Origin of the sequence: Streptomyces tricolor (genome assembly GCF_002155905.1) — a bacterium.
In the GTDB taxonomy this organism is placed as follows: Bacteria; Actinomycetota; Actinomycetes; order Streptomycetales; family Streptomycetaceae; genus Streptomyces; species Streptomyces tricolor.
On the sequence record NZ_MUMF01000060.1, the window covers coordinates 1 to 22,379 of the forward strand.

Genomic DNA, 22,379 nt, shown 5'->3' on the forward strand with positions numbered 1-22,379 from the left:
CTGGTGATCCATCCTGGCGGGCGGGGGATGTGGCCGCGGGCCGGGATGATTCCGTGCGTGGGACGCAGGCCGTAGACGCCGCAATAGTGAGCCGGAAGCCGAAGCGAACCGGCGAGGTCACTGCCGAGGTCGGCGGGGGTCAGGTGGGCGGCGACTGCGGCGGCGGGGCCGCCGGAGGAACCGCCGGCGGTGTGCTTGGGGTCGTGCGGGTTGAGCGTGGGCCCGAACAGGCTGTTGTCCGTGTGCAGGTCCTGGCAGTACACCGGGGTGTTGGTCTTGCCCATAATCACGGCGCCTTGATAGCGAAGCCGAGCAACCGCGTCGGCGTCACGTGCGGGTACGTGATCCGCCAGGTCCTCGGCGCCGCTGGTAGTACGCAGGTCGGCCGTCTCGAAACTGTCCTTGATCGTGAGGGGAAGGCCGTCGAGGGTTCCCCTCTTCTCGTTTCGGGCGCGGCGTTCGTCTGCCGCTTGTGCGGCGGCCTGGGCCGCCTCGTCGTCCCGGGTGATGACGGCGTTGACGTGGCTGGCGTCGATCCGGTCGAGGTGGAGGTCGAGCAGCTCGCGGCTGGAGATCTCGCGACGGTCCAGGGCTTGGAGCTGGACGTGAGCCGGTTGGTGGGTGAGATCGGTCGTCATGCGGAGACTCGCTCAAGGTGGAGGGCTCGTGCGGGCTGGCGGGGCAGGTGGCGCGCGACATCGAGGAGAGCGTCGATGTCGTCCATGGGCCGACTGGTCTGGCGTTCGGAGTCGGCGAATTCGGTGAGCTGGTCGGGCGCCGGGCGGGCGCCTTCGGCCCTGGCGGCGATTCCGGCGAGGATCTGGTCGGCCGTGACGGCGGCCGACAGCTCGTGGCCGTGAAGCCCTCGGGCCCGGTGGTGCGCTTCACTGGCCTCGCGTACGGCGGCATCGAGGTACTGGCGGATCACGAACCGGCCGTCCCGGATTTCGACTGCTCGGCGGTAGAGCCGGATCGAGATGCGGCGGAAGCGGCGCCTCTGGGCCGGGTCGACTCGGTCGATCGGCAGCTGGATCTCGGGCGCTTCGCTGTAGAACGCCAGCCACAGGGGGCGCAGGCCGTAGTAGCTGCGGTACTGCTTGATCCGGTACTGGACGCTCTGGGCCTGGTCGCTGATGGTGGGTACGAGCCAGCCGATGAGCGTGAGCATGGCGCCGACATCGCCGCAGGTCCAGGCGAAGCCCTCCCAGTCTGCGAGGGAGGCGTCGAAGGCGCCGGCGATGACGTTGCCGATGCGGACCGCGCTGTATCCGAGGGTGACGGTGGCGCCGAGGGCGACGATGCGCAGGCCGTAGCGGACGGACCCGCGGGTGCTGCGGCTGGCCAGGCGCCAGCAGGCGCGGGCGAGGAACAGCTCCCCGATGGTGTAGGCCGTGACGTACAGGGTGAGGTACGCGGCGTACCAGTCATCGTGCGCGTAGTACAGCGTGAAGTCGATCGGATGAGGCGCGCTGGGCGTCAGCAGGGCGAACAGCACCAGCAGCCCGGCGATCACTGCGAAGCCGGCCCCGAGCCACCGGCGACTGAGCCGGCGGGCGACCTCGGGCGGGGATCCCCAGTAGGTGAGGACCACCTGCTGGCAGGCCAGGAGGGCGACCACGCAGCCTTGCGCGAGGGGCACGGAGAGGTTGACGGTGCCAAGGACGCGGTCGAGGTAGTTCCACATCGGCGTGATGGAGAACAGGAACGACAGTCCCGACAGCAGGAAGACGGCGGCCAATGCGGTGGAGGCGGGGTCTCGGCGGCGGGTCGGCACGTCCCGCAGGAGGCAGAGGAAGCCGAGCGTGGCGACGACGAGGCTGATCGGATGGAGCAGGTCCTTCACGACCTGGCCTCCCGCCGGCGCAGGAGCGTGTGTGTGACCCGGTCCTGCACTTCGTCCCCGGAGGACTCGTCGCTGCGCAGCCACCGGTCGATGATCCGGCGCTGGAGCAGCGAAGCGAGGAGTTCGGTGTCCCGCTCCTCGTCCTCGTCGTACTTGGTGCGCCCCAGCATCATCTGCACGGTGGCCGGGTCCACGCTGGTGATGAACGTCGGGGCCAGCGCGGACACCGGTCGGCTTTCGTGGTGGCCGAGCAGGAGGTGGCTGAACTCGTGGGCGATGATGTGGTCCTGATGCAGAGGGCTGGTCCGCGGGTCGTAGAACACGTGGACAGCACTCTCTGTGATGGCGCATGCCCCGCACACCGAGGGTGCCTGCTCCCGGGCCTCTAGGACCACCTTCCGTCCCGTGCGGCGAGAGACCTCGTCGCTGAGATCGCGGATATTGATGACGTCCGGGAGCTTCAGCTCGGCCAGGAGGTCAGGCTGGCGGAGCCTACGTGCAGACCACATTGGTTTTCCTTGATCACTTACTGAACTAAGCCCGTTTTACACGCCAGTTGAGGGCGGCAGCCCCTCGGATTTTCGTACGCTCTCGACGATCCCCAAGACGGCATCCTTTCCGTCTGCGGATACGTCGGATAGACGAAGAAGAACGTTCTTGATCTTCGCGTCGCGAAGCAGCGCGAGCAACTCAAGCTCCTGCACGGTCTTTTCGGCGACGGCGTCATCGAACCAATAGGCGGGCTCCACACCGAAAAACCCTGCGAGCGCTTCAAGATGACGCTTCGTCGGGTTATCGCGCTGCCCCGTCCGCAGGAGCCACAGATACTGGGCCGACAGCTTGCCCAGCCCCCGCTTCTCCATCAGTTCGGCCACTTCGGCGTTACTGAAGGGGCCGCGACCGGGCGGGTGCACCGTGTCGAACAGGCGGTTAAGGCGGTCCATGAGCCCCTTGGGGTTCACCTGACCTTCGGTGGAGTCTTTCATGATCCTTTCCCGGGTGGACTTCGCCGTCACTTCGATAACCCTACCCCGCCATAAACACCAGTTGACGGGATGATCCCGCATATGGAAAGTTCTTCCTCGCCAGCACGTTTCCGTGTGGCGTGTACCGCCTGTTTCAGGTCGGCCTGTCCGTTTCTACCGGCAGGAGCATGCCAGGCGACGTGGCACGAACCACATTCGCCCAGCGACATATGTCACGTCTGGCACGCAAGGCTTTGATCTTCGACCGGAAAGCGTGGGGGCGACAGTGGAAACACCTCATTCACATCGCTTTTCCGCTGCGGGAAATACCAGACACCCGCTCCATTTCGGACACAGTGGCACGCTCTTGGCGTACGAGACAACCGCGGCAACGGTGCTCCTCGACGCCAGGGGGCAGGCCGCGCCGAGTGCCACAGATGGCTCCGGCGGTAGATCATGCGGTGACTGTCTGCAACCAGTACAGAGTTTAAGAACCAAGTCTGGATCTTGACAGGGGCCCGTGCGTATGTTCGTCGTCCCCGGGCAGCCGCCCGCGATGACGGACGTGAGGAGCCAGTAAGCACGGACCGGACCGAGAAGGTCCCGTAATACAGCGACGGCGCCCGAGAGCGGTAACTCACGGACGCCGAACGCTAAGTGGCATACCCGCCCCGGCAAGGGCGGTGACTGCCCACCATCACCACGCTGAGTCCTTCCAAGGGGCGCGTCAGCGTGGCAACACTGCAAAGGGGAGTATCGCATGCCTCCTGCCCTGCGCAAAAGGCCCTTCCGCCTGACCTGCGCGGCAGCCACCTCCGCCTCGGCGCTTCAGCGCCCCGAGCCGGAACACACCATCCCGGCCTCGGCGGGCCGTCGGCCCCGACTGCTCATCGGGAGCGGCCGATGAGCAGCGAAGCCCGCGAGTGGGTGTGGGAGCACAGCTCCAGCCGGGGGACCGCGCGTCTGGTCCTGCTGTCGATCGCCGACCGGGTGGCCGACGAGCAGTGCGTCTCCTGGGCCTCGCTGTCGAGCCTGGCCAAGCGCACGCGCGCTTCCGTCTCCACGGTGCGCGAAGCCATCGAGCGCCTGGTCCACGCCGGTGAGCTGGAGCAACTCGACGACCTCACCGGCCCGCAGCGCAGCACCGTCTACCGCCTCCCCCTCGCCGCCAAGGCCGTGGCAGAGACCGCGGAGGACGAGGAAGCCGACCAGGCGCCGGCGGAGGGGCCCGAGGCCACCCCAGCGCTCCGGATCTCGGCCCTGCGGCGGTGCGGAATCCGCCCCCGTGAGGTGCCGGAATCCCCCGCGAGGGTCCGGAAACCGGCAGTACCGGAATCCGGCAGGTCCCGACGGAAACCGGCACCTCGACGTACCGGAAACCGGCACAGCGATGTACCGGAAACCGGCACACAGAACCGTAGTGAACCGGATCTGAACCGTAGGTACAGCAGCAGTGGTGGTGCTGCCGTCATCGCGGCTGCCGAGTGGCAGGTCGACCCTGCCACCCACACCTGGGCCCGCCAGCAGGGACACCTCGACCGCCTCGGCGAGCAGGGCCTGCAGGCAGCCGACGCGAAGTGGCGTGCCCACCGCGCCGACTTCAAGCCGAGGCCGGCGGAAGCCTGGGCTGCCGACTGGCGCTCCTGGATCGCCCGAGAGCACGCCCCCAGCCGCCCGAACCTCTACGCCGTGCCCGGCAAGGCCACTGCCGCGCCGAGCGGCATGACGCGGGCCGAGGCACACACCGCCGCCCTCCTCGCCGCCCTCGACGAGCCGACCGGAACGGAGGGCTGACCGTGGACCGCCGCGAAACCGCCGCCCTGCTGGCCTACATCGGCCGACTCGACCCTCGCACCATCCGCACCGACCAGGGCGAGGCCCGCGACCAGCTCGCCCAGTGGCACGAGCTGCTCGGCGACGTGCCGATGGCCACCCCGCACGGCTGGGACGCCCGCGTCGCCGCCCGCCAGCACATCCGTACCTCGCCGTACCAGATCCTGCCCGCGGACGTCGTCCGGCCCTGGGAGAGCTACCGGCGCGACCGCCTGGCCCGGCACTCCGATCCCACGCCGTCCGTCGACCCGGACGACCAGGCCGCCTGGACCGCCGAGCTGGTCGGCACCCGCCGCGCCGTCGCCGCCGGCACCGCGCAGCCCTCGCAAGCCCGGGCGATCACCAGCGGTCGCGACGGGATCGACCCGAGGCTGGAGGCGCGGCTGCGGGAGATCGGCTCCTGCATACCGCCCGCTGCCCGAGCCGCCCTCGCGCCCTACCGGCCCGCCCGAGCTGCCCGTGAGGCCGCCGTCGCGCAGGGGCTGCCCGACGCCCTGAGCGTTCGCTGCGGGTGGTGCCTGGCCCAGCCTGGCGAGCCGTGTCGCCGCCGCCGGATCGGCCCCGACGACGGGGTACGCGGAACGGCCCCGCGTGCCACCCCACACCCCGGCCGCCTCGACCTCGCCGCCGCCCAGCAGGCCCAGCAGAACGAGCAGGCTCAACAGCCCGCCATGGCCTGACCAGCGCATCCGGGGCGTGCATCTCGTCCGGTGCACCGCCTCCCAACATCACCGTCCCGCCCCGGCTGCGGCGTACGCCCGCGCGCCGCAGCCGGCACCCGACGCCGCCCCGCCGAGCACCGTCCCGGTTCGGCCGACGCGGCAGCACATCGGAGATCGCCTTGCGCCACATCACCACCCACGACGCGCCGGCCACTGGCCTGCGCGGCATCGGAGACACCAGCTGGCACACCCGCGGAGCGTGCCACGGCATGGACGTCGAGGACGCCGACGCCGTCTTCTTCCCCGGGCCCCGGGACCACGAGGACATCGCCGAAGCGAAGGAGCTGTGCGGCTGGTGCCCGGTACGCCGCGACTGCCTCGACTTCGCCCTGGAGAACGCCCTCAAGGAGGGCGTCTGGGGCGGCCTCACCGAAGCCGAGCGGCGCCCCCTGCACGACGGACTACCCCAGCGCCTCGACTACCGGCGCGTAACGGCCTTCTTCCAGGGACGCGACGTGCACCTGACCGAGGCCGAGCGGCAGGTCGTCATCGACCACGCCTACGTACGCGGCTGGCGGCCCGGCCGGCTCGCCGCCGCCCTGCAGATCAGCCACAAGCACGCCCGAGACCTGCTCCGGCAGGCCGCCAACAAGGTCTTCGACCGCGACCGCACCTACGGCGTGCCGCGGCCCAAGAAGAAGCGGAAGAAGACCACCCCGGCAGCAGGCAGCCCCGCGCCCGCTGCACCCGGCACACAGCAGCCGGTAGCCCGTCCGGCAGCGTCGACTCCGGCGCACGCCTCTCTCGGAAAGGTCGCATGACCCACCCCGTCCTCGCCCTCAGCGCCGCTCCGGACCTCCCTCTCCTCCTCGCCGCCGGCGTGCCCGCCGCCCTCGTGCTGGTGGTGGTGCTGGTCGCTTGGACGATCCGGCGCCGGGGTGCGCGCCCGCAGAAACGTCTCGGCGGTCCGGCGGTCAAGGTCGCTGCCCTTGCTGCTCTCGGCTGCACCGCCTACAGCGCCGACACCTCGTGGCGCTTCGCGGCCGACTTCCTCGACATGGCCGGCACCGCCGAGCGGGCCGGCATGTTCGCCGCGGCCGAGCTGGCGCTCTTCGCGACCGCGCTGATGGCACGCCAGAACCTGGCCACTCAGGGTGCTCCTGGTCTGCCGGGCACCCTGGTCTGGGTGATTACCGGTGTGCAGGTGATCCCCGCCTACGCCGAGAGCGGTCCTGTCGGCGGCACGGTTAGGGCCTTCGTCGGGCCGGTCATGGCGGCGATGCTGTGGCACCTCGCGATGGGGATCGAGCTGCGCCTGCGCACCCCGGGCGCCGCCTCCCACGGACTGATCGCCGTCCTGGGCCGGGAGGCACGCGAGCGTCTCCTGTCCCGCCTCGGCATCGCCGCGCGAGACCGCGACGCTGCGCAGATCACACGGGACCGGGCCACCACCCGCGCGGTCGCCCTCGCCGCCCGCCTAGCCGAGCGCACACCCGAGCAGCAGCGGAGCTGGCGCGGCCGGCACCTCACGCGGCGCCTGTCGAAGGCGGTCGGCAGGGCATCGGTCGGCACCGACCCCCTCCAGCGCGCGCAGCTGCTCGACCAGCTCGCCGCCCGCCGGCACGCGCTCGCGCTCGCTACGGTCCCGCTGCCCTCGCCCTGGTCCCCCGTGCAGAGCACCGCAACGGCAGCCACGGTCCCCTCGCAGCCGGCGTCGAAGGCGCCGGTCCCCGTAGCTGGTCCCCACGGTCCCGACGAGTCGGACGGGGGCGCGGGACCGAGCGCCCCGAGGGGACCGGTCCCCGAAATTGCGGACTCGAAGACGTCGGCAGGCGTGGGGACCGAAGGCGAGAACGCGGGGACCGGGGTGGGGACCGAGGCCCAAGAAGGAGGCGCGGTCCCGGGGACCGGTCCCGCCAATCCGGAAGCCTCGGAGGGGGACGCCCGAGGCGTGGGGACCGAGCGCCTGACGCGAGAAGTGCCTGCTCAGGGCCCAGATCCGCGTCGGGGACCGAACGCCGCCGAGTCGGGGACCGAGCCCACCGGGGACCGGGGACCGACCGACACCGACACGGGGACCGAGCCCACCGGGGACCGGGGACCGACCGACACCGACACGGGGACCGAGCCCACCGGGGACCGGGGACACAAGGTCCCCCTCCGGCGGAAGACGACCACGAAGACCAGGACGAAGAGCAAGGGGAAGCGCGGCCGGTCCCGCACCCCGCAGACACAGCGCACGCCACGTGAGTTGGAGCAGTCGGTGGACCAGCTCGTCCAGCAGGTCCGCCCCCATGTCCCCGCCCTGCTCGAACGGGACGGAAACGAGGCCGTCACCCGGGTCCAGCTGCGGGAGATCCTCCGCCGCGAGGGCCTGAAGGGCGGCCGGAACGACCGGCTGAGCCTCGTCCTCCGGGAACTGCGGAGCGACGACACCACGAAGACAAGGAGCACCGCCTGATGAAGACCTGCCATGAGTTCGACACCGTCCGTGCGGAGTACGAGCGGGAGATCGGCTTCATGCTCGCCCACTCCAAGCGGCACGAGGGCAGGCCGGCGGCGAAGTCGAGCGCAAAGCAGGCTGCCTCGACGAAGCAGCGGATGGCCCGGGCGCTCAGCACCCACGTCGGGCGCTGCCCCGAGTGCGGCTGAACCGGTAAAGCCCCAGCTCAACGCCCTATCGGCAAAGGGTGGCCCGGCTCCGTGCCGGGCCACCGCCCCGTTCCAGGAGACACGCAGTGATTTCGCGTCCCCCTCGCACTTCCGAGCCCACCGCCGCCGAGGCCAGCGCCTGGGCGGACGTCCTGGTCCGCCGACAGCTCCTCCACGCCGCCGTCCTCACGCCGACCGGCCAGTGGCTCGTCCAGAACCGGCCCGACGGACCCGTCCGCGTCCTCACGGGACCGGCCGACGTCGTCGCGCTGGCCGCGACCATCCAGCACCACACCCGAACCATGAGGCCCGAAATCCGATGACGAATCCCACCCAGACCGGCACCACCCCGGAACCTGCTCGCAACTCCAACTCGGTCTCGGGGCGAGCAAGATGGAGGTTCGGACACTCCCCCGAGGGGGCAGTGTCCGAACCCGTCCCCGCCCCTGGGGTGGCGGGGCCCGACTGGCACCAGGGGGCGCCAGTCGGGAAGGCTGCGACCGAGGGCGGATCGCAGCCAAAAGCCGCCCACAAGGGGCGGCCGAAGGGGCGAGCTCGTCCGCGCGACAAGAAGCAGCGTCGCGCGCACAGCGTCCGCCTCAACCCGTCCGAACTCGCTCTCATCCAGGCCGGAGCAGACGCCGCCGGTATGAGCGTGGCGGGGTTCCTCGCCTACGCCGGGCTAGCCATGGCCCGCGACCAGTCCCGTACCGCCGTCGCCATCGCCACCGAACGCGACGTGCTCACCGAACTGTTCGCGATGAGGCGGCAGCTCGGCTGGGCCGGCAGCAACCTCAACCAAGCCGCCAAGATCCTCAACTCCGGCGGTGACGTTCCCCAGCTGACCCAGGTGATGGCCGACGTCCACCGAGCGGCCGACGCGGTGAGGATGGCTGCCGACAAGGTAGCCAACCGGCAGGCAGACGAGGCGCCTTGATTCCACAGATCCACAAGCAGGGCAGCCACACCCTGGGCCTGCTGTACTACCTCTACGGCAAGGGAACCCACGAGGAACACGTAGATCCACATCTCGTCGCCTCCTTCGACGGCATGTCGCCCGACCCCGGACGCGATGCGACAGCTACCAAGAAGGATCTCGGGCAACTGCTCGACCAGCCCCTCCATCTCCTTGCCGCGGATCAACGCCCCGACAAGCACGTATGGCACTGCTCAGTGCGCGCTGCGCCCGACGACCCGATCCTGACCGACGACCAGTGGGCGGACATCGCGCGCCGCATCGTCGCCGCCACAGGGATCGACCCGCGCGACGGCGCGGGCTGCCGCTGGGCCGCCGTGCGGCACGCTGACGACCACATCCACATCGTTGCCACCCTCGTGCGCGAAGACGGCCGACGCCCCGACCACCACCGATCCGGTAAACGGGCGCAGGCCGAAGCCCGTCTCATCGAGAAGGAACTCGGGCTCCGGCAGGTCGCCCCCGGCGACGGCACCGCCGCACAGCGGCCCACCAGTGCCGAACGGCACAAGGCCGAACGCCAGGGTCGCGAGCGCACCGCCCGCGAGGAGCTGCGCGAGACGGTACGGCGCGCGGTGTCCGGTGCCAGGAGTGACGAGGAGTTCTTCGACCGGCTCGCCGCCGCCGGCCTCCTGATCCGTAAGCGCGCCGCGCCCTCCGGAGACCTCCTCGGATACAAGGTCGCTCTGCCCGACGACCTCAACAAGGACGGCGAGCCGGTGTTCTACCCCGGCGCGCGCCTGGCCCCCGACCTGTCGCTGCCCCGCATCCGGGAGCGCTGGTCCGGCGACACCTGGGCCGATCCGACTCCACGGCAGAAGGACACGGCCCGGACCGGGCCCGGCACCCCGGCCTCCGCCCGCCGCAGGACGGCATCGGCCGCGGGGCAGGCCGTGCTCATCGTCGAGCACGGCGACGACGCGGTCGCCGCCGCCCACATCGCCGCCGCCGGCGAGGTCCTGGACGCGCTCGCGAAGACCTCCGCCGCACACACCCGCCGCGAACTGCGAGACGCCGCAACAGCGTTCGAGCGGGCCTCCCGCTCCCACGTACGCGCCGTACGCGGGCACGACCGCGCGCTGCGGCAGGCCGCCCGCGACCTCGTCCACGGAGGGCCCGCCCTCGGCCGCGGTGAGGACGGTGCCACCACCGCGATGGCGATCGACATGCTGTTCTTCCTCATCACCGCCGCCGCCCACTGGCACGCGAGAAAGGGCCACGCCCAGCAGGCCGAAGCCGCCGCGCGGGCCGCCGAGCACCTGCGCACCGCCTACCAGGCCGCCGCCGCCCAGCCGCTCGGCGTGCTCTACCAGCGAGGCCGGCGTCTGAGCCGGCCGGTGCTCCAGCGGCAGACCGTGCTGCTGCGCGAGGCGCTGCCCCAACTCGCCGAGCAGATCCTCGCCGAGCCCGGGTGGTACGCCCTGGCCGCGACCATCGCGGACGCCGAAGCCGCCGGCCACGACCCGGCCGCCCTCCTGTCCGACGCCGCAGGGCGCCGTGAACTCGACACCGCGGACTCGGTGAGCGACGTGCTGGTGTGGCGGCTGCGGCGGACGGCCGATCTGCCCGCCGACGCCTCGCCCTTGTCCGAGAACGGCACCACAGGGCGCAAGTCCTCTACGCGCAGAACGGCGACCCGCCCCAACTCGCCCGGCAGGCACCGCAGCGGGGAGGAGACATCGGGCAAGACCCGGTGAGCCTTGCGAGTGCCTGAGTGCAGTCTCAGCGCACCACCGAGAGCAAGGACACCGCCACCGCCGCGCTCGCCGCCCACGGCATGGCCGTACGCCACGACGGCCCCCGGCGGCGTGCGGGCCCACGCTGCGGAGTGGGAGCACGGGTGCGCACACAGGAGGGAAGAGAGTGGCGCAGGTGCCTCGAGTCGAGCGAGCAGGCGCCGCGAAGGTGGACGGCCGGAGAGCACGAGGTGCGTTCGGGCACACCCTGGGAACGTCACCGCGCAGTTCGGAGACACGCTCCGTGGCCAACTCGTCATCCCCTGCCCCGAGCGAGGAGATGCCCTGTGACCTGCGCGAAGGCGACTGTGGACTTTGTGAATTGAAACCGCCGGGGGCGTCGGGCACGATCATGAAGCGAGCAGGACGAGGCAAAGGAGGACGCCAGGGTGTTTCACCGAACACGCCGCCGGACCAAGCAGCCCAGCGAGGCACAACGCCAGTTCGCCGAGTTGCATGCGCGGCTGCAGAACCAGGTCCCGCCCGGGTTCGGGGTGCCGTCGGCCGAGGCGGAGCGCACCGAGCCGACCACCGTGGTGGACGACTTCCTTCCGCCGGAGCTGCGGGTGCCCAGCCACGACCAGCTCGACGGCAAGATGATGCCGTGGAAGCAGCCACTCGTCCTCGACGGTGAGATGGTCGCCTGCTCCGAGTGCGGCGCGTATCGGGACTGGCTCATCCTCTCCACCCGCGACCAGATCTGGTTGCGTTGCCGGGTCGGCCACCAGCAGCAGGAATCCCGCCTCGACACCGCCTGGTTCAACCGGAACTCCGGGCCGGCGGACGCGACGCACGCCACGTTCGAAGACTGCCTGCGCCACCTCGGGCACTGACCTCCACTCCTACGACCCCACCGGGCCCGCGGGCCCGCACTGACCACCCGTCGCCTAGCACCAAGGGGTCAGTTCCGTCATGCGCGTTCGCGTCGCCACCACCGTCTTCGGCATCACCGCCGCCCTCCTCGCCGTGCCCGCCTGCTCCACCGACACCACCGGCACCAAGCCCGGCACCGGCGCCTCCGCCCGTACCGGGAAGCCCGCCGACGCAGCCCAGCAGGCTGCTCCGCTCACGTCGGCCGCGCTGGAGACGCGGCTGCTCAACCAGGGCGACCTCGGCAGCGGCTACCTGCGCAAGCCGGAGCGCCCCACCCAGCACGACGACGTCACCGTCATCGGCTGCCCGGCCCTGAGCGAGCTGGGCGGCGACGCGGCAACCGGCGGCGGCACGCTCACCTTCCCACACAAGGCGAAGACGGCCTTCACCTACGGCGGCAGCTCCTCAGAGATCTCGGAGGAGCTGTACAGCGACAGCGCGGAGAAACTGTCCGACGGCATCGGCTGGATCTTCGACGCCATGACCGGCTGCCCGACCTATCAGGTCGTCGTGGGTGGCACCCCGATCGACATGGCCTCGCAGAAGCTGCCGACACCCCACGGCCTCGGTGACGAGCAGTGGAGCCAGCTCCTGACGTTCTCCACCGGAGGACGGAGCACCGTGGTCAAGCAGACCGCGATCCGCGACGGCAGCCTGCTGCTGATCGTCTCCGGCTCCCCGGCCCTCGTCGACCGCCACCTCGACAAGGCCCTCGCCAAGGCCACGGCAGCCGGCTGACCGAACCCGACGCACTGCTGCCCCCCGACCAAGATGGTCGGGGGGCAGCAGTGCTGTGCGGCTCGCCACGCTGCACGGTCCAGCAGGTTCTTAACGGGACGTGAACCATGCTGCGAGTCCACTCCCCATCGTCGTGACGAAGGCCGTGGCGACGGCCGCCACCAGCCAGAGCGAGATGCGTTGAACGATGACCTGCACTCCACCGCAACGGAGTTCAAGGGCTGGCTGCTGCTTCTCTTCGGTTCGAGGCATACGACTATTCAGCCGCACAGGAATGTGGCACCACTACGCCAAAACGTGGCCACCTTGCCCCGCTTCAACGTGCCACCGATTACAACATGTTGAGCGGCACCGCCACGCCAAAGCGTGGCCACTTTGCCCCGCTTGAGACGGGCAGCCCCGACACCTTGTACTCGTCGCCGGGCCGCCCTCCTCCGACTCGATGGCTCGCCCGAGCCCCGGAGGGAAATGCCAGAAGCCCGGCCCCCATTCGGGAGGACCGGGCTTCTTCCGTCGGGCTGAGGGGCGCCGTCGATCGCTACGCCGGCGCCCGCAGCAGTCGCTCCCGGGTGGCCTCGGGCAGCACCCGGCGCAGGACCGGTGCGGTCGAGCTGAGGGAGGCGCCGAAGGCTGCCACGAGGTCGTGCGGGACGCTGGAACCGAAGCTCGCCGCCCAAAGGCAGGGTGCGCCGAGCGCGGGCTCGGCCCATGCCTGCCATCCGGCCGGTCCCGCCTCATCGGCCTCGGTCGTCAGGGCGCGCGGGTCGGCGTCCTGGATGAGGGGCGGTACCTCGCCGAGGCTGATGTGCGAGGTGAACGTCGGGTCCGTCGCTGCCACGTGGGGCTGGTCGATGTCGCGGAGCCAGCCGTGTGCGGCGACGGTGTCGAGGACCAGCTCGGGGCCAGCGAGCGGCACGGCGGGCTGGTCTCGGGCGTCGAGCGCAACGAGGAAGTCGGCCACGGCCTCGCCGGGGACATCGGGAGTGAAGTAGGCCGACCATTGAGCGAGCGGGGTGTTCGTCTCGGCGCGGGTGGAGATCTGCCAGGCGATCGGCAAATCTCCCAGGTGGAACGGCTCGTCCGCCAGGCTCCACTGGGCCCATCGGAGGGTGTCGGGGCTGATGTGCAGGACGGTACTGCGCAGGACCTGGCGGTCCTCCGGCGCCTCGTCGGGCTCGTGCCGTCCGCGGACGATCGTCAGGCTCGTCCAGCCCAGGCCGGCGAGCGTGTCGGCGACGGTGTCGTAGAGGCGCCCATCGTCACCGGCCAGATGCCGGGGACCGACCCAGAACGCGGGCTGGCCGCCGGGCGGAATGGACGGGTCGAGCGGGAAGTCGGGGTACAGGGGCGCCTCCAAGGGCTCGGTGCGGGTCTAGTCGCCGCCGGCGCGGCGGCGGGGGCGGCGCGGGGGCGACTGGACGGGGCCCTGCCAGGTCAGGGCGACGGCGACCTCGGGCGGCAGATGGCCGAGCTGTGCGTCCTCGTCCCGCCCCTCGGCGAGGTAGACGACGGTCCGGCCGGCCTCGTCCACGGACTGCACGACCTGCGCCAGGCGGTGCGCCATCGGAAAGAACGGGTTCATGGCCTGGCGGACCGGAGCATCCCGGTCGCAGGCGGACAGCAGGTCGATGAGATCACCGACGGTCATCTCCGAGGACGTCACGAACAGCCTCCTGGGGTGAGGGGAAACGGTGAGCGATGAAAGGGGCGGAAGCCCGACAGCCGGCCGGCCGCCCGCCAGAGTGAGGGCTACTCGTGGGCGCTTGGCTGTCGTACGCGACGTGAGGTCTCCAGCACGCGCGCCACAGCGGCGGCGACGATGTCGGCCGGCGTCTCGGTGTCGAACGACATGTGGTAGCCGCGCACCTTGGCCGTGCCGGTGACGGCGATCTTCCATCCCTCGCCGTCGGTGCCGGGGCGGCCGAGCGGGAACCAGCCGAGGTAGAAGCGGCCGTCCTTCGAGCTGACGTGCACGTCCGCGCGGTCGTCCACAATCAAGTGGAAGTCCTCTGCGGAGAACTGGTCCATGACGAGCGTGGGCTGGCCGGGGCCGAGCTGCCACTCGCGCAGCCGCAGGGCTTCGACGGTGGTAGAGAAACCGGGGCCGACGGGCGCTACGGTCACGGGTAATCACCTCTCTGACCTGGGGTTTCTTGCAAGGTCGTCTACGTTGACATGCCCTCGCCCGCGTTGGCCAGTCTTTCCGCGATCTTTCCTGTCTGCCCCCGGCGAACTGCTGTCCGTCGACAGCCAACCCAGTCCGGTCAAAGACTCCGACCTACGCGGACTGGGTTGACTGTCAAAGCCGGTCCTGCCGAACTGGGTGGCTCAGACCCGGCTGATCTGGGACGACTCGGTTGGATGGCAAGGATCGGCGCCGACTGGGTTCAATGGCAACGGACAACTGCTGTCCCTTGCCATTGTGGGATCTCAGGTTCCGTGACCGAATCTCACTACCAATGGCCCCAGTGGCCGATCGGCCGCAGTCCGAGACCGGTTGGTCAGACGGGCGCGGCATGGATCAGACCTCGCCTAATAGGGGCTGTCCCCTAAGTGATGGTGTCCCGTCTCAGTGGTGTTCAGCCGATGCCGTTGAGAGCGAGCGAGTGCTGAGCGACAAACCCGGTCGACGCGGATCAGTGCGGTACCAGATCATGTGTTCATGCCCCTGAGAGAGACCCTTGCCCGAGTCGATGCAGACCTGGCCGCCGGCCGGGTGCCCGTCGCGCGCCAGCGTTTGCGCGGTCTCGTCTCGTCATTCCCGTACGACCTGACGCTCCGCCGGCGTCTGGCCGAGGTGTACCGGCTCTACGGCGACGCCGCCGAAGCCGGACGCTGGATGTACCTCGAAGAGGACCGCAACGCCGACGAGGCCGCCGCCTTCGAGGCGCGGTACGGGTCTCCCGGATGGCGGATGAAAGCCCTCGCCTGGCGCGGCCCCGAGGCGATGGCTGCCACCGCCTTCGCGGAGGGGCAGCTGGTCGCAGTGCGGACCGCCTGCGCCGAGGAGCTGGGGCACCCGGTCGACTGGGACGACCCCGCCTCCTACCGGGACGGCCTGGAGGAGAAGTACGAGGCGCCCGCCGAGCCGTGGACGGTCGGCGGTGTGCTGGCGGGCGTCGGCTGCCTGGTGGGGGCCCTTGCGTTCCTCGCGATCTGGGTGAATGGAGTCGTTGCCCTCTTCGACTGACCAGGTCACCAGGGCCGGTGAGGAGCGCCGCTCAAGGTTCGGTGGGACCGTCCAGAACTGCCATGAGCGGGGTACCTGGCGACGAGTGAAATGATCTCGCGATGTCTGCTGTGATCACGGCGTCGCAGCCGTCCTGGATAGCCCCGTTCACCGGGTTGAGCCCTCGCTGTTTCGGCACGTTGGTGGCGCAGTTGCGGCACGAAGGAGCTGACGCGGTCCGCAGAGGTCGGCCGTGGAGCCTGCCACTGGAGGACCGGGTGCTGCTGGTCACGGCGTACTGGCGCACCAACTTGACGCTGCGACAGCTCGCACCGCTGTTCGGCGTCTCGAAGTCCGCAGCTGACCGCATCATCAGCCACCTTGGTCCCCTGCTCGCGCTCAAGCCTCGCAGGCGGTTTCGCAAGGACACCGTGCTCATCGTGGACGGAACCCTGGTTCCCACCCGGTGGCCGAGCGGTCGAAGAACTACCGCTACTCCACCAACCACCAGGTCGTCATCGACGCCGACACCCGGCGCATCGTCGTGGTCGGCCAGCCGTTGCCCGGCAACCGCAACGACTGCAAGGCGTGGGCACTGTCCGGAGCCAAGGCCGCCGTCGGCCGCACCAGCGTGATCGCCGACGGCGGCTACTGGGGCACCGGCCTGGTCATCCCGCACCGCGGGGAGCGCGGGCAGAGCGAATTGCCGGGGTAGCGGGCGATCGTCTTCGACAGCTGCTTTTCGTCCGCGGCCTCCACCAGCTCGTTGACCAGCTTGGTGGCCAGCACGTAGCGAACGCGGAAGCCCTGCATGGCGGCCTTCGTGCCCAGGGCGATCAGCAGGTGGGACTTGCCGGTGCCGGAGTCGCCGATCAGACAGAGCAGCTCACCCTTCTTCACCCATTCGCAGGTCGCGAGCGTGTTGACGGTGGCCGGGTCAACGCTGGGGTTGGCATCGAAGTCGAACGCCCGCAGGGACTTCTCCCTCGGGAAGGCCGCGGCCCTGATGCGGCGTTCGGAACGGCGCGGTGCCCGGTCGTCGCACTCGTTCGGTACCGCCCGAACAGAACGGGACGGCGAGTCCACCCTTGAAGGCGAATATCAGTACGAGCCTTCACGGCCACGGCGGCTATCGGCGGTACGGGCCAGTCGGGGCGGTGGCGCCGCCTCCAACGCCTCCATCAGCTGGCCCCATATAGGCACCCACGACAAAGCCCCCGGAATCGAACAATCCGATTCCGGGGGCTTTGCGGAGTGAAGCGGGTGAGGTCAGCTCGTGGTGGAGCCGTCGTCGGTGGAGTTGTCCGCGCGTCGGCGACGGGCCGCGAAGAGTGCGCCTCCGCCGGCAGCGATCAGGGCTCCGGCGCCGCCGATCAGCCACGGGGTGGCGTCGGCGCCGGTGTGGGCCAGGGAGCCTGTCGGTGCCTTCTGCGTGGAGTCGCCAGCCGGGGTCACAGCGGCGGTGGACGAAGAGTCGGTATCCGGTGTGCCGGTGCCCGGCGCGGAGGGCGTGGCCCGGCCGGTACCACTGCTCGGCTTGCCCGGGGCGGACGGGGCGTTGGTGGGCTTGTCCGTCGGCTTATCCGAGGGGTCGGGCTTCGGGTCAGTCGCAGTCTTGGCGTTGGTGACGGTCACGGTCACCGGGGCGCCGGGGCCCGCGGTGAACGTCTTCGTCGGCTTGTAGAGGTCGTACCCGGCGGGGGCCTTGATCTCCCTAACCCAGAACTGCGTCTTCCGGCTCGTCACCGGCAGTTCTCCGGAAGCCGTGCCCTTGGCTCCGGTGGTCAGGGTGAGCAGCGTCGAGGTGCCGGTGCCGATGTTCACTGTCGCCCCGGTCAGGAGCTTGCCGGTCTTGTCGTCCTTGGCCTGCAGGAGAACCTTGGCGGCCTTGAACGGGTCGGTGACCGTCAGCCGTGTGGTCGCGCCCGGGGTGACGATGACGTCCTGGTCGGCGACGACCTCGTGGAGGGGACTGCCGGACGCCGTCTCCTTGAGCCGGTAGACGCCCGGCGCCAGGTCGGCGAAGGTCAGCTTCCCCTGTGCGTCGGTCGTCCCGCGTCCGGCTTCTTCGCCGGCGGAGTCGAGCAGCAGGAACGCGGCGCCGGGGAGCGCGTCGCCGGCCGTGTCCTTGGTGGTGATCTCGACACTGCCCGCGTCCGGAGCCGGTGTCTCGGTGGGGGCGGCGGAGGCCGAGGGGGGCGGTTCGGAGGGCTGAGCACTCGCGGCCGGCGCCCAGGTGAGGGTGCCGGTCACCGCGATGGCGACGGCGGCGGATCGGACGAAGCGTGCGTGCACGAGGAGGAGGACTCCTTGGATCAGGTTGCGGGAAAGGTCATCGGGTTCGGCCTGAAACCGGGGCGGGAGGCGGCGGGGCAACAGATGTGGAAAAGTGCGGAACACGCCAAGCTGGCGGTGTAGGCGCGGCTCATCGGGCACGGGTGCCGCTGCGGGCGACCGGCATGGCGGGAGCCGTGTGCGCGGTCCGGCCTGCGGCGCGGCTCGGCTCGGACGCGGTCCAGGCGCCGGGGAACCAGACGGCGGTGTACTGCTCGATGGCGTCGCGCAGCCCGGTGGTGACGGCCCCGTCCCACGGGGGTCGGCCGGGGCGGTGGTACTTGTCGAAGGTGCCGTACTGCTTGGTGTTCGGCCGGGTGTTGGTGGCTTCGTCACGGCGGTGGAAGGTTCCGTGATCCACGAAGCTGAGCGCCACCGCGTCGATCTCGCCGCGTTCCGGGTGGACGATCGCCGCACGCAACCCGCCGTAGGTGTCCGCGTGGATGGTGCGTGTGAAATCGATCCGCAGCCGCAGCGGTACGCCGGGGACGGGAGCGGCGAAGTAGGTGTTGCCCACGACGGTGCTGTCGTGGAAGGGGAGGCACAGCTCCGCGAAGAACTCAGGGGCCTGCAGGGACAAGGGGGTCTCCGGTAGGGGGCGGGCTGGTCCTACCGGCGTGGACCGGGCAGGGCCGGTCGGCTGGTGGTGCTCCAGCGCGGGACGCTGGCCGCGGGGAGCGCGGCCGGGCGGCGGGACGCGACGGACCGCTGCACGTCGAGCGGGGTGGGGGTCGGCGGTCCTGGCGGAAGGATCGGGGTGAGCTCGGCCATGCCCTTGATGTAGCTGAAGGTCTCCTCGCGCCACCGGGGCAGCGGCGCCGGATCGGCGACGCACTCAGTGACGGCGGTGAGCAGGGTGACGGGGGTGTCGGTGCTGGCCGTGGCGTACCAGACGGGCCGGTCGATGGACTTGCCCGCCCACAGCTGCCAGCGGGCGTCCCGCGTTGTCAGTTCGGCTTCCGGATCGAGGTCGCCGGTGGTGAACTCCAGGCCGGCGTGTCCGTCCGGGGCCTGGACCGCGAAGACGCCCCAGCGCGGACGGTCGATCTCCCAGCCCTGTTTCAGGAGCGGGACGACGGCGAGGAAGGGGTCGTGCTCGTCGGTCCCGGAGACCGGCCGGGCGAGGTAGGTGTCCGGACCCTGCTCGTACGCCGTGGCGAGGACGGTGGTGAACGCTTGGACGAACTCGGTGGGGACGCGATCGTTGAAACAGACGCCCCACGCTGGCGGGCCGAACGAGTCCTTGTAGGCGTTGATACGCCACAGCCCGTCGTCCTCGCCCTCGGGCAGGTAACCCAGGCGAACGCGCCGGTCGGGAGCGCTCAGGTACACGTTGGAGTCCTCGTCGTACCGGAGGTCCCAGCCGAGGTCGAGCAGCGGGGCGAGGGCGGGGTCGCCGGTTCCGGTGGTGGAGGCGAGATGGCGCGGGGAGATGTAGACGTCGCCGTCTATCTCGTTGGTGTCGGGCACGAAAGTCCTGGTGGTCGGGGCGGTAGTCGGTGGCGCTGCATGCGTGTCAAACGCAGAGGTCGTTGACCGGGGCGGGCAGCAACTGCGCTTCCAGATCTGCGGGTTGGCCGGTGTAGTGCAGGGTGCGCAGGCCCAGCTCGGCGGCGGCCTGGCAGTTGTCTTCGCGGTCGTCGACGAACAGCACACGTGCTGGGTCGGCGATGCCGGTGGCGGCCAGGGCGTGTTTGTACGTGGCCGGGTCGGGCTTGCACAGGCCCATGCGGGCGGAGTACAGGGCGTCGTCCATCAGCTCGCGCCGCCAGTCGGTGGCGTCCAGGACGTTGCTGAGGTGGGCCGGGGCGTTGGAGAGCAGCACCATCGTCAGCCCCGCGGCCCGGGCGCGGTACAGGATGTCGAGGACGCGCGGGTCGGTGCGGGTCCACATGGCGGTGTCGGCATCGCGCAGGGTGCGCAGCCATCGCGGGCCGGGGTGGTGTCCGAGCACCTTGGCCCAGTAGGCCAGATCGCTGAGTTCCCCTGCGTCGTACGCGTTGCGGGGAGCCCAGAAGGCGTCCTGGAACGAGGGGAGATGTCGGCCGGGCCACTCGGCGAGGTCGGCGAGACGGGTCCACATGGCAGGCGTGGGTTGCAGGCCCGGAACCCCGTTGTAGTCGAGGATCAGGGCGTCCACGCCAGTCGGGGAGGCGGAGGAGCGGGTCAAGGGGTCGTCTTCTCCAGGGCTTTGGGTGCGAACACGGCGACGCTTGCGGCGAGGAGGGCGGGCAGCAGCAGCGCGTGCGGCAGTGCGGTGACGGTGGCGAGAGCGCCGATGAGGGCGGGGCCCGTGAGCAGGCCGACGTAACCGGTGACCGCGACGGTGGCGACCGCGCGGGGTCCGCCAGCGCCGGCGGCGGTTATCAGGCTGGGGATGGTGACGGACAGGCCCAGGCCGAAGGCCGTCCAGCCGAGGAGGGCGAAGGCGATGGTGGAGCCGGCCAGTCCGGTGGCGAGGCCGAGCGCGGCCAAAGCGGCGCCGACGCGCACGACGGCGTCCGCGCCGAAGCGGGCGGTGAGCCGGTCCCCGGCGAGACGGCCTGCGGCCATGGCGGCGCTGTAGAAGCCGTACGCCGCGGCACTGGTCGCGGCCGACGCGCCGAGGTCATGCAGGTGGACAGACGCCCAGTCGGCAGCGGTTCCTTCGCCCAGCAGCGTGGCAGCAGCAAGCGCACCCAGCAGCCACAATCGGCGCCGGGACAACCCCCTCTGCTCGCCCGAGCCCAGTGCAGCACCGTGGTGGACGGACTCGAGCGCAGGGCTGGCGACGGTGCGGGTGAGCCGCGTGGTCGCGCCTGCCGCCGCAGCGGCGCAAGCTGCCACCGCGGCAAACAGAACGGTGTGTGAGGTGTGAGCGGTGGCCGCGGCCAGCGCGGCACCGAGGAGGGCGCCGAGGCTGTAACTCGCGTGCAGTCGGCCCATGATGGGCCGGCCGTGGGCGTTCTGGCAGCGGACCGCCGCGGAATTGGCGGCGACATCAAGGACGCCATGCGCGACGCCGAAGACGAACGCAGCCGCCAGGAGGCTCTCCAAACTGCGGCAGGCCCCGAGGACGGCAAGACAGGCGACGAGGGCAATGGCACCGCAGGTCAGCAGCACGGGCAGACGGGCCGGGCGGGCGAGGCGTCCGCCCGCCTGGAGCCCGGCGACCATGCCGAGGGCGGCGGACAGCAGGACCAGGGCAAGCCCGGCGGTACTCACTTCGGCGGCGTTCTGAACGGCGGGCATACGCGCGCCCCAGACGGCCATCACCACACCCAGTCCGGCGAAGTACCCAGTCAGCAGGCGGCGGCTACACATCAGCTCGGGCGCTGCGGTCTGCCTCACGCGGCGTGCTCCCCGGTGGTCAGGGCCGCCGGCGGGACCGGGGCAACCTGGACGTCGAGGTTGCGGTACACCTCCTGGGCGCGGGCTTCGGCGACGGCGGCGGTCAGTCCGGTGGTGATCAGGAAGCCGATACGGGCGCTGTACAGATCGCCGCCGTCCTGTGGCAGCACGAGCGGGTCGCCGGCCTGTCGCTGGAAGCGCACGCGTTCCACTCCCCCGGTGGGCTTCGTGACACGGCGGGCGGTGAGGGTGCCGGAGTAGGCGGGGTAGATGAAGCGGATCGCCGCGGTCTGGTGGCGGGTGGGCGTCAGGTCGGGGGTACGTCCGCAGGCGATGTCTGCGGCGGCCCGGGCGAGGTCGACGCCGGTGGCCAGGTGGACGAGGTGGCCGATCATGTCGCCGCCCAGGCGTGCGTTGACCTCGATCAGCCGGGGCCGGCCGCCGACCAGGCGTATCTCGACGTGCTGCACGCCGTCGGTGATTCCCAGGGCCTTGATGGCAGCAGCGGCGGTCGGTGCGACCTTTGCGAGGAGCGGATCGGTGGCGTCGACGGTGTGGCCGGTCTCGTCGAAGTAGGGTGCGGGGCCTAGGCGCTTGCGGGTCACGGCGACGGCCGTGGTGGTGCCGCGGTGGGTGACGCATTCGACGGAGACTTCGGGGCCGTCGAGGTACTCCTCGACCAGGACGCCGCTGTCCTCGCGGCTGCGGCTTGCGCCGACAGAGGCGAACTCGAAGGCCGTGGGCAGCTCTTCGGGCCGGTCGATGCGGATCACGCCGATGCTGCCGGCCGCTGCGGCGGGCTTGAGGACGGCGGGGAAGCCGAGGGTCCTCGTCGCCAGTTCGGCCTCCCGCAGGGTCCGCGCCTTCATAGAGGCGGCCGACGGCACTCCGTGACGGGCGAACAGAGTCCGGGCGGTGGCCTTGTTGCGGCAGGCCCGCATCACCTCGACGGAGTTCGCGGCCAGACCGAGCGCGCGAGCGAGGCGGGCGGTGGAGATGAGGCGCCATTCGTCCCAGGTGACAACGCCGGCAAGGTCGTGTCGGTCCGCCAGAGCCCGACCGGCGGAGAGCAGCGCAGTGGTGTCGTTCAGATCGGCTACGGCGTGGTCGATGATGTACGGCTTCTCCCACGACGGCTCGGCGCCGGTCAGCAGGACGATGTCGTATGCGGCGGCCACCTGCTCAAGGCAGTAGCCGCGATCCGCCTCATCGCCCGGAGAGACGACGAGTACGAGGGGGCGAGCGGACAAGAAGGGGTTCTCCGAGTC

The 22,379-nt window shown here is 70.7% G+C and carries 24 protein-coding genes and 2 pseudogenes; 12 read left to right on the forward strand and 14 right to left on the reverse strand.

The features are described from left to right. The 4 genes from CCN44_RS04905 to CCN44_RS04920 all read right to left on the reverse strand — a co-directional run. On the reverse strand, nucleotides 1-638 hold a 638-nt coding region (locus CCN44_RS04905; RefSeq protein ID WP_244203883.1), incomplete at its 3' end, for an amidase. Continuing rightward, complete coding sequence (locus CCN44_RS04910) at nucleotides 635-1,843, reverse strand: MAB_1171c family putative transporter (RefSeq protein ID WP_086696946.1); 1,209 nt, start codon at nucleotides 1,841-1,843, stop codon at nucleotides 635-637. The genes CCN44_RS04910 and CCN44_RS04905, both read right to left, overlap by 4 nt. Further along, nucleotides 1,840-2,352 (reverse strand): hypothetical protein, encoded by a 513-nt coding sequence (locus tag CCN44_RS45870; protein WP_237481064.1) that lies wholly within the window; start codon nucleotides 2,350-2,352, stop codon nucleotides 1,840-1,842. Before CCN44_RS45870 ends, CCN44_RS04910 begins: the two co-directional genes overlap by 4 nt. 36 nt (nucleotides 2,353-2,388) lie before the next feature. After that, the gene (locus CCN44_RS04920; RefSeq protein ID WP_237481066.1) at nucleotides 2,389-2,859 is read right to left on the reverse strand and encodes an XRE family transcriptional regulator; all 471 of its coding nucleotides are present in this window, start codon (nucleotides 2,857-2,859) and stop codon (nucleotides 2,389-2,391) included. A gap of 852 nt (nucleotides 2,860-3,711) precedes the next feature. Here CCN44_RS04920 and CCN44_RS04925 point away from each other — a divergent pair. The 10 genes from CCN44_RS04925 (at nucleotide 3,712) to CCN44_RS04970 (ending at nucleotide 12,278) form a co-directional block, all read left to right on the forward strand. Then, complete coding sequence (locus CCN44_RS04925; RefSeq protein WP_086696947.1) at nucleotides 3,712-4,602, forward strand: helix-turn-helix domain-containing protein; 891 nt, start codon at nucleotides 3,712-3,714, stop codon at nucleotides 4,600-4,602. A gap of 2 nt (nucleotides 4,603-4,604) precedes the next feature. Then, the gene (locus CCN44_RS04930) at nucleotides 4,605-5,321 is read left to right on the forward strand and encodes a zinc finger domain-containing protein (RefSeq protein WP_086696948.1); all 717 of its coding nucleotides are present in this window, start codon (nucleotides 4,605-4,607) and stop codon (nucleotides 5,319-5,321) included. A 161-nt stretch (nucleotides 5,322-5,482) separates the two neighbouring features. Then, the gene (locus CCN44_RS04935; RefSeq protein ID WP_086696949.1) at nucleotides 5,483-6,124 is read left to right on the forward strand and encodes a WhiB family transcriptional regulator; all 642 of its coding nucleotides are present in this window, start codon (nucleotides 5,483-5,485) and stop codon (nucleotides 6,122-6,124) included. Next, a complete protein-coding gene (locus CCN44_RS04940) occupies nucleotides 6,121-7,764 on the forward strand; it encodes a collagen-like domain-containing protein (RefSeq protein WP_086696950.1) in 1,644 nt (547 codons plus the stop codon). The genes CCN44_RS04935 and CCN44_RS04940 overlap by 4 nt, the downstream gene beginning before the upstream one ends. Next, nucleotides 7,764-7,955: a hypothetical protein gene (locus CCN44_RS04945; protein WP_086696951.1), complete on the forward strand. Its 192-nt coding sequence runs from the start codon at nucleotides 7,764-7,766 to the stop codon at nucleotides 7,953-7,955. Before CCN44_RS04940 ends, CCN44_RS04945 begins: the two co-directional genes overlap by 1 nt. A gap of 86 nt (nucleotides 7,956-8,041) precedes the next feature. Then, nucleotides 8,042-8,278 carry a hypothetical protein gene (locus CCN44_RS04950; RefSeq protein WP_086696952.1) on the forward strand — a complete coding sequence of 79 codons (237 nt, stop codon included), beginning with the start codon at nucleotides 8,042-8,044 and terminating at the stop codon, nucleotides 8,276-8,278. Beyond that, nucleotides 8,275-8,892: a plasmid mobilization protein gene (locus tag CCN44_RS47740; RefSeq protein WP_404829630.1), complete on the forward strand. Its 618-nt coding sequence runs from the start codon at nucleotides 8,275-8,277 to the stop codon at nucleotides 8,890-8,892. Before CCN44_RS04950 ends, CCN44_RS47740 begins: the two co-directional genes overlap by 4 nt. Next, entirely contained in the window at nucleotides 8,889-10,628 is a 1,740-nt protein-coding gene (locus CCN44_RS04960; protein WP_086696954.1) for a relaxase/mobilization nuclease domain-containing protein, read from the forward strand. The genes CCN44_RS47740 and CCN44_RS04960 overlap by 4 nt, the downstream gene beginning before the upstream one ends. A 428-nt stretch (nucleotides 10,629-11,056) precedes the next feature. Then, entirely contained in the window at nucleotides 11,057-11,500 is a 444-nt protein-coding gene (locus CCN44_RS04965; RefSeq protein ID WP_086696955.1) for a hypothetical protein, read from the forward strand. A gap of 79 nt (nucleotides 11,501-11,579) precedes the next feature. Beyond that, a complete protein-coding gene (locus CCN44_RS04970; RefSeq protein ID WP_086696956.1) occupies nucleotides 11,580-12,278 on the forward strand; it encodes a hypothetical protein in 699 nt (232 codons plus the stop codon). A gap of 538 nt (nucleotides 12,279-12,816) precedes the next feature. On the opposite strand, the gene CCN44_RS04975 is transcribed toward CCN44_RS04970, so the two are convergent. The 3 genes from CCN44_RS04975 to CCN44_RS04985 form a co-directional block, all read right to left on the reverse strand. After that, nucleotides 12,817-13,635: an SPDY domain-containing protein gene (locus tag CCN44_RS04975; RefSeq protein ID WP_086696957.1), complete on the reverse strand. Its 819-nt coding sequence runs from the start codon at nucleotides 13,633-13,635 to the stop codon at nucleotides 12,817-12,819. A 15-nt stretch (nucleotides 13,636-13,650) separates the two neighbouring features. Beyond that, on the reverse strand, nucleotides 13,651-13,941 hold the full coding sequence (locus CCN44_RS04980) for a hypothetical protein (RefSeq protein WP_086696958.1): 291 nt from the start codon (nucleotides 13,939-13,941) through the stop codon (nucleotides 13,651-13,653). An 86-nt stretch (nucleotides 13,942-14,027) separates the two neighbouring features. Further along, the gene (locus tag CCN44_RS04985; RefSeq protein ID WP_086696959.1) at nucleotides 14,028-14,402 is read right to left on the reverse strand and encodes an SPDY domain-containing protein; all 375 of its coding nucleotides are present in this window, start codon (nucleotides 14,400-14,402) and stop codon (nucleotides 14,028-14,030) included. A gap of 538 nt (nucleotides 14,403-14,940) precedes the next feature. On the opposite strand from CCN44_RS04985, the gene CCN44_RS04990 reads away from it, so the two are divergent. Next, a complete protein-coding gene (locus CCN44_RS04990) occupies nucleotides 14,941-15,468 on the forward strand; it encodes a DUF6584 family protein (RefSeq protein ID WP_086696964.1) in 528 nt (175 codons plus the stop codon). Nucleotides 15,469-15,569: 101 nt separating this feature from the next. Continuing rightward, nucleotides 15,570-16,156 (forward strand): annotated as a pseudogene (locus CCN44_RS04995) (transposase family protein); the annotation flags it as partial. Nucleotides 16,157-16,158: 2 nt separating this feature from the next. Here CCN44_RS04995 and CCN44_RS05000 read toward each other — a convergent pair. The 7 genes and pseudogenes from CCN44_RS05000 to CCN44_RS05030 form a co-directional block, all read right to left on the reverse strand. Further along, nucleotides 16,159-16,494: pseudogene (locus CCN44_RS05000) on the reverse strand (ATP-binding protein); the annotation flags it as partial. A 222-nt stretch (nucleotides 16,495-16,716) separates the two neighbouring features. Further along, on the reverse strand, nucleotides 16,717-17,742 hold the full coding sequence (locus CCN44_RS05005; RefSeq protein ID WP_033306508.1) for an MSCRAMM family protein: 1,026 nt from the start codon (nucleotides 17,740-17,742) through the stop codon (nucleotides 16,717-16,719). A 130-nt stretch (nucleotides 17,743-17,872) separates the two neighbouring features. After that, a complete protein-coding gene (locus tag CCN44_RS05010) occupies nucleotides 17,873-18,361 on the reverse strand; it encodes a hypothetical protein (protein ID WP_033306509.1) in 489 nt (162 codons plus the stop codon). Nucleotides 18,362-18,390: 29 nt separating this feature from the next. Then, nucleotides 18,391-19,251, reverse strand: coding sequence for an SPDY domain-containing protein (locus CCN44_RS05015; RefSeq protein ID WP_033306510.1), 861 nt, complete (start codon nucleotides 19,249-19,251; stop codon nucleotides 18,391-18,393). Nucleotides 19,252-19,297: 46 nt separating this feature from the next. After that, nucleotides 19,298-19,951 carry an HAD family hydrolase gene (locus CCN44_RS05020; protein WP_033306511.1) on the reverse strand — a complete coding sequence of 218 codons (654 nt, stop codon included), beginning with the start codon at nucleotides 19,949-19,951 and terminating at the stop codon, nucleotides 19,298-19,300. Continuing rightward, nucleotides 19,948-21,111, reverse strand: coding sequence for an MFS transporter (locus CCN44_RS05025; protein ID WP_086696960.1), 1,164 nt, complete (start codon nucleotides 21,109-21,111; stop codon nucleotides 19,948-19,950). The genes CCN44_RS05020 and CCN44_RS05025 overlap by 4 nt, the downstream gene beginning before the upstream one ends. Beyond that, a complete protein-coding gene (locus CCN44_RS05030) occupies nucleotides 21,108-22,361 on the reverse strand; it encodes an ATP-grasp domain-containing protein (protein WP_237481068.1) in 1,254 nt (417 codons plus the stop codon). The genes CCN44_RS05025 and CCN44_RS05030 overlap by 4 nt, the downstream gene beginning before the upstream one ends. Nucleotides 22,362-22,379 lie beyond the last annotated feature (18 nt).

Bases quoted from the DNA above. Each gene is read 5' to 3' on its own strand.
- CCN44_RS45870 (WP_237481064.1), bottom strand. From the start codon at position 2,352: ATGTGGTCTGCACGTAGGCTCCGCCAGCCTGACCTCCTGGCCGAGCTG.
- CCN44_RS04925 (WP_086696947.1), top strand. From the start codon at position 3,712: ATGAGCAGCGAAGCCCGCGAGTGGGTGTGGGAGCACAGCTCCAGCCGG.
- CCN44_RS04940 (WP_086696950.1), top strand. From the start codon at position 6,121: ATGACCCACCCCGTCCTCGCCCTCAGCGCCGCTCCGGACCTCCCTCTC.
- CCN44_RS04945 (WP_086696951.1), top strand. From the start codon at position 7,764: ATGAAGACCTGCCATGAGTTCGACACCGTCCGTGCGGAGTACGAGCGG.
- CCN44_RS47740 (WP_404829630.1), top strand. From the start codon at position 8,275: ATGACGAATCCCACCCAGACCGGCACCACCCCGGAACCTGCTCGCAAC.
- CCN44_RS04970 (WP_086696956.1), top strand. From the start codon at position 11,580: ATGCGCGTTCGCGTCGCCACCACCGTCTTCGGCATCACCGCCGCCCTC.
- CCN44_RS04990 (WP_086696964.1), top strand. From the start codon at position 14,941: ATGCCCCTGAGAGAGACCCTTGCCCGAGTCGATGCAGACCTGGCCGCC.